The following is a 1,285-nucleotide window of genomic DNA, read 5'->3' as shown; positions in this document are numbered from 1 at the left end:
GGGCTGGCCCGGGCCAGCGCCGTGGTGGTAACTTATCTCGACACAGCCAGCGCCCTCAAAGTGCTGGCCAACACACGCGCCCACGCGCCGACCGTGCCGGTGATTGTGCGGACGGTAGACGACCACGACCTGGAAAAACTCCAGGCAGCCGGCGCGACAGAGGTCGTGCCGGAGGCCATCGAAGGCAGCCTGATGCTGGCCAGCCATGCGTTGGCGCTGGTGGGGGTGCCCATGCGCCGTGTGATCCGCGTCGTGCAGGATCAACGTGACGCCCGGTACAACCTGCTGCGAGGCTACTTTCGCGGCGCCGACGACGACACCGTGAACGAGCTCGAGCAGGAGCGCCTGTCAAACGTCACATTGCCGCTGGGCACCAGGTCTGCCGGGAAACCCCTGGGTGCGGTGGCACTGGGCGCCGGCGGCGTGCGTGTGGTCAGCCTGCGCCGCAGCAATGGCAAGGCCGTGGCCGCGCATGACGAAACATTGCTGGAGGGCGGGGATACGCTGGTGCTGTCAGGCAAGCCCGAGGCATTGGCCATGGCCGAAGAGAAGCTCCTGCGCGGCCGTATCAACTGAGCAGGGGGCCGCCCGTCGCGTGAAGCGTTCGGCGCAGGCACTGACGGCACAATATGGGCGCCACCCACCCCTGGACACGCCATGCCTGACCTGCACAGCCTCACTCACCAGACCGTCGGCCAGTACCTGAAGAACCATATCCGCACCGTGCCCGACTGGCCGGCCCCCGGCGTGCAGTTTCGCGACATCACGCCGCTGCTGCAGAACCCCAAGGTCTTTCGCGTGCTGATCGACGCTTTTGTGCACCGCTACATGGACGGCAAGCTCCGTCCCGACATCGTGGCAGGGCTGGATGCGCGCGGGTTCATCCTCGGCGCCGTCATCGCCTACGAGTTGAATGTTGGCTTTGTGCCGATACGCAAAAAAGGCAAACTGCCCTTCACGACCGTGCAGGAAACCTATGAGCTCGAATATGGAAGCGCCACCGTGGAGCTGCATACCGATGCGGTCAAACCCGGCGACCGGGTGCTGCTGATCGACGACCTGATCGCCACGGGCGGCACCATGATGGCCGGCAAGAAACTGCTGGAGAAGTTGGGCGCCACCGTCACCGAAGGTGCGGCGATTGTTGACCTGCCCGAACTCGGTGGGTCAGAAAAATTGCGGGCAGCAGGGCTGCCGCTGTTCACCTTGATCGACTTTTCGGGGCACTGAACGGAAGGATGCCGTTCTGCAAACTGCCCGGGGTAAACGAGCTCAGCTATAAAAG

Annotated in this window: 2 protein-coding genes; both read left to right on the top strand. The window is 64.4% G+C overall.

All coding sequences use genetic code 11. The annotated features are described in order from the left end of the window. On the top strand, nucleotides 1-576 hold a 576-nt coding region (locus AC1DWI_RS23560), incomplete at its 5' end, for a TrkA C-terminal domain-containing protein (protein WP_477725963.1). An 81-nt stretch (nucleotides 577-657) separates the two neighbouring features. Then, complete coding sequence (locus AC1DWI_RS23555) at nucleotides 658-1,230, top strand: adenine phosphoribosyltransferase (protein WP_457281899.1); 573 nt, start codon at nucleotides 658-660, stop codon at nucleotides 1,228-1,230. The last annotated feature ends 55 nt before the right edge of the window (nucleotides 1,231-1,285 follow it).

The organism is Polaromonas sp. P3_C2, from assembly GCF_056402675.1.
The sequence above is the reverse complement of the archived record's forward strand: the minus strand, read 5'-3'. Positions and strand labels throughout refer to the sequence as shown.

Excerpts from the sequence above, each read along its gene's own strand:
- AC1DWI_RS23555 (WP_457281899.1), top strand. The coding sequence starts at position 658 with ATGCCTGACCTGCACAGCCTCACTCACCAGACCGTCGGCCAGTACCTG.